Source organism: Parapedobacter tibetensis, from assembly GCF_024704835.1.
GTDB classification, from domain to species: Bacteria; Bacteroidota; Bacteroidia; order Sphingobacteriales; family Sphingobacteriaceae; genus Parapedobacter; species Parapedobacter tibetensis.
The window spans coordinates 171,241-178,883 of sequence record NZ_JAMXBE010000014.1; the positions used below are offsets into that span (position 1 = coordinate 171,241).

The 7,643-nt window shown below is 47.8% G+C and carries 5 protein-coding genes; 3 read left to right on the plus strand and 2 right to left on the minus strand.

All coding sequences use genetic code 11. The features are described 5' to 3' along the window. Positions 1 to 1,314: an ABC transporter permease gene (locus NF543_RS19910; protein WP_257669837.1), complete on the minus strand. Its 1,314-nt coding sequence runs from the start codon at positions 1,312 to 1,314 to the stop codon at positions 1 to 3. Beyond that, positions 1,311 to 1,973, minus strand: a complete 663-nt coding sequence (locus NF543_RS19915; protein ID WP_257669836.1) for an ABC transporter ATP-binding protein — start codon at positions 1,971 to 1,973, stop codon at positions 1,311 to 1,313. The genes NF543_RS19910 and NF543_RS19915 overlap by 4 nt, the downstream gene beginning before the upstream one ends. A 656-nt stretch (positions 1,974 to 2,629) precedes the next feature. Here NF543_RS19915 and ald point away from each other — a divergent pair. From ald to NF543_RS19930, 3 genes are all read left to right on the plus strand, one after another. After that, a complete protein-coding gene (gene ald, locus NF543_RS19920; protein ID WP_257669835.1) occupies positions 2,630 to 3,745 on the plus strand; it encodes an alanine dehydrogenase in 1,116 nt (371 codons plus the stop codon). 186 nt (positions 3,746 to 3,931) lie between these two features. Next, entirely contained in the window at positions 3,932 to 5,149 is a 1,218-nt protein-coding gene (locus NF543_RS19925; protein WP_257669834.1) for a beta-helix domain-containing protein, read from the plus strand. 94 nt (positions 5,150 to 5,243) lie between these two features. Beyond that, positions 5,244 to 7,643, plus strand: a 2,400-nt coding sequence (locus tag NF543_RS19930; RefSeq protein WP_257669833.1) for a TonB-dependent receptor, incomplete at its 3' end; no start/stop codon positions are given.

Below are 7,643 nucleotides of genomic sequence, written 5' to 3' on the forward strand. Positions count from 1 at the left end.
TCAATTTCCTGATAGTGTTTGCGATATGGATGTCTTATAAGCCTTAATGGCCGGGATAATGGCGGACACAAAGCCGATGGATACACCAATAAGCACCAACCACGCTTCCTGCGGAAGTAGTACCAGCGTCTCCAGCAATGTGGTTGCACCCCCTGTGCTGGCGCTGATTAGGTAAAGGGCAACATGGCCAATCACGATACCCAATATCGCACCTACAAAAGTAAGCAATATTCCCTCAGCAATCACTATGCCGAACAATTTCCCCTGCGAAGCACCCAAGGTACGCATGATGGCCAAATCGTATTTGCGGCTTTTGAGGGCGTTGTAAAGGCTGATAAACACACTGAGGGCGGCCATCAGCATGATCACATAGGCCAATACCTGCAAGGAGTCAATACCGATGCCCAGCAAGGCGAATAGCCGTGCACTTTCGATGGCGGGAGAAGCCGCTTGCATCGCGGTGCTTTGGTTGACCAACCGAGGGAACATGCCGATAGCAGCGGGGTTGCGGTATTGGATGAGCATGCTGGTGATTTCACGTTCGCCTGTACCGATATCGCCCATGATGCTTTTGACCAATTGGGGTTCTTCATGGCTATGGTCATGATCGTGCTGTTCACCATGATGGTGCTCATGTTCTTCCACGCCAGACAAGTCATGGTCATCTTCTCCGTGTTCATGATCGTGATCGTCATCGTTGTCGCCATGCATGCGCCACACACTGGCCAGGTTGGCCAATATAAGCCTATCTGCAACGTTATGGACTGGTTCGAAGATGCCCGTGATGGTATAGGGGTGTTCGCTATGCGTATGGCCCTCGCTGCTCAGCCCATGGGCGCCATAGATCTTGTCACCCACGCTGAGTCCATGTTTGCGGGCTACTTCAGCGCCGATTACCGCTTCGAAGTCGCGTTGCCATATACGGCCCTCAGCAAGTGCTAAGTTGTACAACTGAAGAAATGTGCTATCGGTACCTACAATGCGGTGACCCTTGTAATTATCACCCAATGACAGTGGAACAGCCAGTTTGACCATTGGATTTGCTGCCAGTGTTTGTGCTTCACGGAGGCTAATATTCCCTGTGGGATTGTCCATGTGGTAAATGCTGCTGAGAATCAGCTGTATTGGGCTTCCTTTTGCACCGACTACCAGGTCGATTCCGCGACTGTTATTGTCGAGCTGTTCTTCGATTTGGCGGGAAGTAAGCAGCAATACACATAATATTCCCGTGCCAAAAGCGGTGAGTAGTATCCCCAACACGGATGTTGCCGGATTTTGGCGCATGCTTTTCCAGGCGATCTGTAATATATTCATTGTTTTATCCCCATTTGATACGCATGTGCTATCCGCGTTTTGACCCGTTTGTCATGCGTAGCGACAATCAGTGTGGCATGGTGTTCTTCGGCCTGCGTGAGCAGCAGTTCCAATACCGAGGAAGTATTACGATCGTCCAACGATGCCGTGGGTTCATCTGCCACCAAAATGGCTGGTCGGTTGATCACAGCCCGTGCTATGGCTGCCCGTTGCAGTTGGCCCCGGCTAAGTTTACTGGGATAATTGTTTGCCTTATCCACAAGGTTAAGTAACGACAATACCTCGTTGATCCGGTCGTTATTTATTTTTGCCCCGGCGAATCCTTGTGCAATCTGTAGGTTTTCCTTAATGGTGAGGCTTTTTACCAAATGGGCTTCTTGGAAAATCAAGCCAATGCGTTGCCCGCGAAACGCATCCAATTTACGAGCTGGGAGTCCATAGAGTTGCTGCCCGTCTACCTGCACCGTCCCATCCCCGGGTTTGAGCAACCCACTGAGGATATGCAATAGGGTAGTTTTGCCGCTACCTGAATCGCCTAATATTAAGGTGTGTTGTCCAGGTGGCACTTCCAGGTCGGCGAAACGTAATGATTCACCCTGGGGATATTGGTATGCTACGTCGTTCAAACGGACGACAGGAGTTATTGTATTTTCGTGCATGTTACTACGATATCATTCTACCAAGTTTTTAGCTAATCGCTTAGACTTTGCAAGTTAATGTATTCACATTAAATAAGCAGCACGCTAATGCAACTTTATTGATATTATTGGCTGTCGGCAGTCAGCTATCAGTAATCGATATTTTAATAACTGTTTTTTGCTATTTTAGGTTTTAATAAACCTAATTTGTGTGTGATTTATTTAATGAATCGAGAATTATGTGTTATTTTTATGAGTATTTTAATAATTTTTTCGTTAATTTTCATTAGAATAATTTGCTTTTTAATGGCAATGAAGCTTGCATGAATTATTTTTCACTTTCTATTTGTTTTCAGCGGCGTTCAAGAAATCACTTCGCTAAGTTTATGTCTTTTTGTGAATGTAAATTCATGCAGGTTTTATCAATTAATGTAATTTTTGCGTAGTTTGTTTGTGTGTATGATATGTTTATGATTTGATTTTGTGATTTTTGATTAANACTTCGCTAAGTTTATGTCTTTTTGTGAATGTAAATTCATGCAGGTTTTATCAATTAATGTAATTTTTGCGTAGTTTGTTTGTGTGTATGATATGTTTATGATTTGATTTTGTGATTTTTGATTAAAATATCTATATTTTGATTATAATTGTGTCAAAATTCAAACTTCCTATTCAAAATGACTATAGGTATTCCCAAAGAAATCAAAAATAATGAGAGTCGGGTAGGCTTAACAGCTTCTGGAGTGTTCGAATTGACGCAATATGATCACCATGTGTTGGTTGAGCAGGGTGCAGGGAAGGGAAGCGGGATTTCCGATGCGGAATACGAGGGTGCCGGAGCTGAAATCGTGACCGATTCCCATGATATTTGGGCTCGGGCCGATATGATTGTCAAGGTAAAAGAACCCATCGATGGGGAGTTGAGGCTGGCTCGGGCCGGACAACTCATCTTTACCTACTTCCATTTTGCTTCCAGCATTACGCTCACGGAAGCCATGATTGGGAGGGGGGCTATCTGCATTGCTTATGAGACGGTGGAAAAGCCCGACCGTTCCTTGCCTTTATTGATACCCATGTCTGAAGTAGCGGGGCGTATGGCTGTGCAACAAGGTGCGCGTTACCTGGAGAAACCAGTGAAGGGAAGGGGTGTACTACTTGGTGGTGTACCCGGTGTGCCGCCGGGCAGGGTACTTATCCTTGGCGCAGGCATTGTGGGTATCCAAGCCGCAAAAATGGCGTCCGGGTTGGGAGCGCATGTAACCATCTTGGACATCAATACCGACCGATTACGCCATGTGAATGATATCTTACCACCCCATGTGGTTACCCAATATTCCAGTCAATATACCATCCGGAAAATGGTCAAAACCCATGACCTCATCATTGGAGCCGTGCTGATACCAGGTGCCAAAGCCCCGAACTTGATTACGCGTGACATGCTGAAGACCATGCGGCCGGGTACGGTCATTGTTGACGTAGCCGTGGACCAAGGCGGATGTGTAGAGACTTGTGTGCCCACCACACATGAAAATCCCACGTATATCATTGACGATGTACTTCATTATTGCGTGGCCAACATGCCGGGCGCTGTGCCGTTTACATCCACATTGGCCCTTACCAATTCCACCTTGCCCTATATCATCCGCTTGGCGAACCGCGGTTGGAAAGCCGCCTGCTTGGAGGATGCAGCACTCATGAGGGGGCTGAATATTGTGGAAGGAAAAGTGGTGTACCACGGTGTTGCAGAGGCATTTGATTTGCCGTTGCATGGTGTGGGGGAAGTGCTTGCCTAGTCCTTAGCCTTATTTCCTTTTACTTCATCTGAATTTTCCACACGCATACCACCCGTTCGGGTTGTTAATGTTTAGGTAACATTAAATTCATTGAAATTTGATTTTAAAGAAACGATAACTTGATATTAAATAAATTCCTTTGCATAAGAAACTAAGAGGAGTTTAAATCCCAAAAAAATGAAAATCATGAAAAAGTTTTTTTTACCATTCCTAACCATGTTTGCTCTAGGGTTTGTAACCAGTTGCAGTGATGATGATCCGGTGGATCCGATCGATGAGGGCGATGAAATGACGAAATCGGGCATTATCACGGCCAATGAAACCTGGACTTCCGAGAACGTATATATATTGGACGGGCACGTGGTGGTTGGCGATGGCGTAACCCTGACCATTGAGCCGGGTACCATTATTAAGGCGGAAAATGGAGAGCGTGCCGATGCTTCTTCGCTGGTTGTCGATCAGGGTGGCAAGCTGATGGCTGAGGGAACGGCGTCCCAACCGATTATCTTTACATCGGTGTTGGATGATATACAGCCGGGCGAGACCGAAAGTACGCTGGGTGTTGGGGATGCAGGCCAGTGGGGTGGTTTAATTATGCTTGGACGCGCGCCCATATCGGTAGATGGTGCCACCGGAATTGAATTTATTGAAGGGATTCCCGAAAATGATGAATATGGGGAGTATGGCGGCGATGTCGCAAACGATAATTCGGGTACACTGCGGTATTTGTCGATCCGGTTCACCGGGATTGTTTTGGAGCAAAATGCGGAATTGCAGGGGCTGACACTTGGGGGTATCGGCTCGGGTACCATCATCGAGAATATTGAGATTTTTTCTTCCGTGGATGACGGTGTGGAATGGTTCGGCGGTTCGGTTAATGTGAAAAACCTGATCGTGTATGGCCAACAGGACGATGGTATTGATATTGACCAAGCTTATTCTGGTACGATAGACAATGCATTCGTGATTCAGACCACGCAGTCCGGATCCGCGTTCGAAATCGATGGTCCGGAAGGTACCATGGAAGGGGCGTTTACTATGCGGAATATCACCGTGGATGCCGGAAACTTTGGAGGTAAGTTGCTGGCTGATTTCCGTGATGGTGCCATGGGTATGTTGGAAAACATCTACATGTACAACATAGAAGAGGGATCCACCGTCAATATCGCGAATGCGGCAGCGGCAGCTACCTATAATGATGGTGATCTTACGTTCGCTTCATGGGAACTGGTGGCACCGGGTGGTACAACGCTTGCAGACTTATTTTCTACCGGTGAAGGCGTATCGGTGTCTGATGCGGCTTTTGTGAGCAACGCCTCGATTGTGGCGGCAGGAGAGCAAACGGTAGGTGCAGACCTGTCTGTGTTTGACTGGACCTTTACAAGTTCAGTGGGCGCTTTTTAAATAGTATAGTATAAGAATATCGGTCCATCTTCCATATACCATTGAGGAAGATGGACCTCTTTAATTTAACCAAACAATAAAAGAAGTTTCGTAGATGAATAGGGGTTTTTATATACTGCTCAGTATGTTGGTTTGTCTGCCTTTTTTCCTCTTCGCGGATGAGATTGGGCGTATCACCGGAAAGGTGTTGGACGAAAGTTCAAACGGGCCGTTGGCGGGCGTTAGTGTGCAGATAGTTGGCACCAATGAGGCAACCAGCACCGACTTTGAGGGCGACTTTACCTTGGGGGTTGCGCCGGGAACGTATACATTGCGGTTCTCGTCTATTGGATATGGGGTGAAGGAGATCAGTGAAGTGAGAATTGAGGGAGGGAAGGCTGTGGAAATGAACGTCTCATTGACGCCATCAGCCGATGAATTGGCAGAAGTGGTGGTGACTGTTTCAGCCAGGAAGAATACGGAAATTTCGCTGCTTAACATGCAGCGGAATGCCGGCGTGGTGATGGATGGACTTTCTTCGCAAAGCATCCAGCGCACGGGCGCCAGCACCATTGCAACGGCGGTACGCACGGTGCCGGGCGTGTCTGTGCAGGAAGGCAAATATGTGTACGTCCGTGGGTTGGGCGATCGCTACAGCAAAACGACATTGAACGGCATGGATATCCCCGGGTTGGATCCGGATAAAAACACGGTGCAGATGGATATTTTCCCCACGAATATCTTGGAAAACATTGTGGTAATCAAGTCGGGCTCTGCCGAACTCCCCGCGGACTTTACCGGTGGGGTAGTCGATATTGTGACCAAAGACATCCCGGCGCAAAAGCAGGTCGGCGTTTCGGCATCAATAGGCTATAATCCGGATATGCATTTTAACGATAATTACGTAGGGTATCAGGGAAGTAGGACCGACTTCCTCGGGTTTGACAATGGTGACCGAAAGTTGCCGATAAGCCCGACATCTGACATTCCGAATAGGATCGGGGAGGGGAGGGAATCGCTAGAAGGAATAACCCGATCGTTCAACCCCCTGATGAGACCAGACCGCGAGAACAGCATGCCCGATTTGAGCCTTGGTTTCGACTTCACCAATCAATATAAGCTCTGGGGTAATCAACTCGGGGTGATCGCTGCGGTGAACTATAAAAACGTTACCTCGTTTTACGAGGGTTTTCAGAACGGTACTTACCTCAGGCCACTCCAAACCACTGCAAGCGATGAACTTCGGGCTGACCGCACACAGATCGGCGATCTGGGTGGGCGCAACGTGTTGCTTTCCGGTATGGCCGGGTTGAACTACAAAACGGGCTCTTCAAAATACGGCTTGAATCTGCTGCATATCCAGAATGGCGAAAGCCGGGCCAGTATATACGATCATAAAGAGCGAATAGCTAATAGCATCGATGCAGTTAAATACAACCTAGACTACGGCCAACGGTCGGTATCCAACCTGTTGCTTAGTGGAAAACACAGCAACGAAGACGCCACGTTCCTGACGGAATGGAAAGTGTCGCCAACGTTGGTTAGTGCCGATGACAAGGACGTGCGGACCACCACGTTTGTCCAAGAAGGGGCTAACTGGACGATCCGGTCGGATGCAGGGGTTCCGACCCGTATATGGCGGGATCTGGATGAATTGGATGTAGTTGGCAAGGTCGATTTTACTAAGAAAATGAACCTGTTCACCCGTGATGCTTCCCTGAAGTTCGGGGCATTATACAGTTACAAACAGCGGGACTATGCCATCAACGAATATGAAATTCGATCCACGATCGATGTCAATCATGCGGATTTGAACCGTGATCCGAATGCGATTTTGCTTCCTGAAAATATATGGACACCAGAAACCGACTCAGGCTACTACATGAGTGGACAATATCAGGAAGCCAGCACGTTTGACGCTACCCAACATACTGGTGCGCTGTACGTTTCTGCCGAATTCCGGCCATGGGAGAAGTTGCGTACCATTGTAGGGCTTCGTGCCGAACAATATACGACGTTCTTTACAGGTGCAAGTATCGTCCCAAGAGCGAGTTACGATAATGTGAAGACGATTGATAAGCTGGATCTGTTTCCGTCCCTCAACCTGGTTTACAACGTAGTTGAAAATCAAAACCTGCGGGCATCGTATGCCCGTACCACCGCTCGCCCTTCATTCAAAGAGCTGTCGGTCATCCAGATCTATGACCCGCTGACCGATACGCGATTTGTCGGGAACCTTGACCTGGAGCCTACCTACATTGACAATATCGACCTCCGGTATGAATTTTTTGGAGACGGTGCTCAGATGCTTGCAGTCGGCGGTTTCTACAAGTACTTTAGGAACCCGATCGAGTTGCAGGTGACTTCGGATGCGGCACAGAGCAACTTTACCCCCCGGAATGCACCGGTTGCAAAAGTGTATGGGGTAGAAGTGGAGGCCCGCAAAAATTTCGGTTTTATCTCGGAGTCCCTGACCGATTTGAGCCTGAACGTGAATGTTACGTTTGCCGAATCG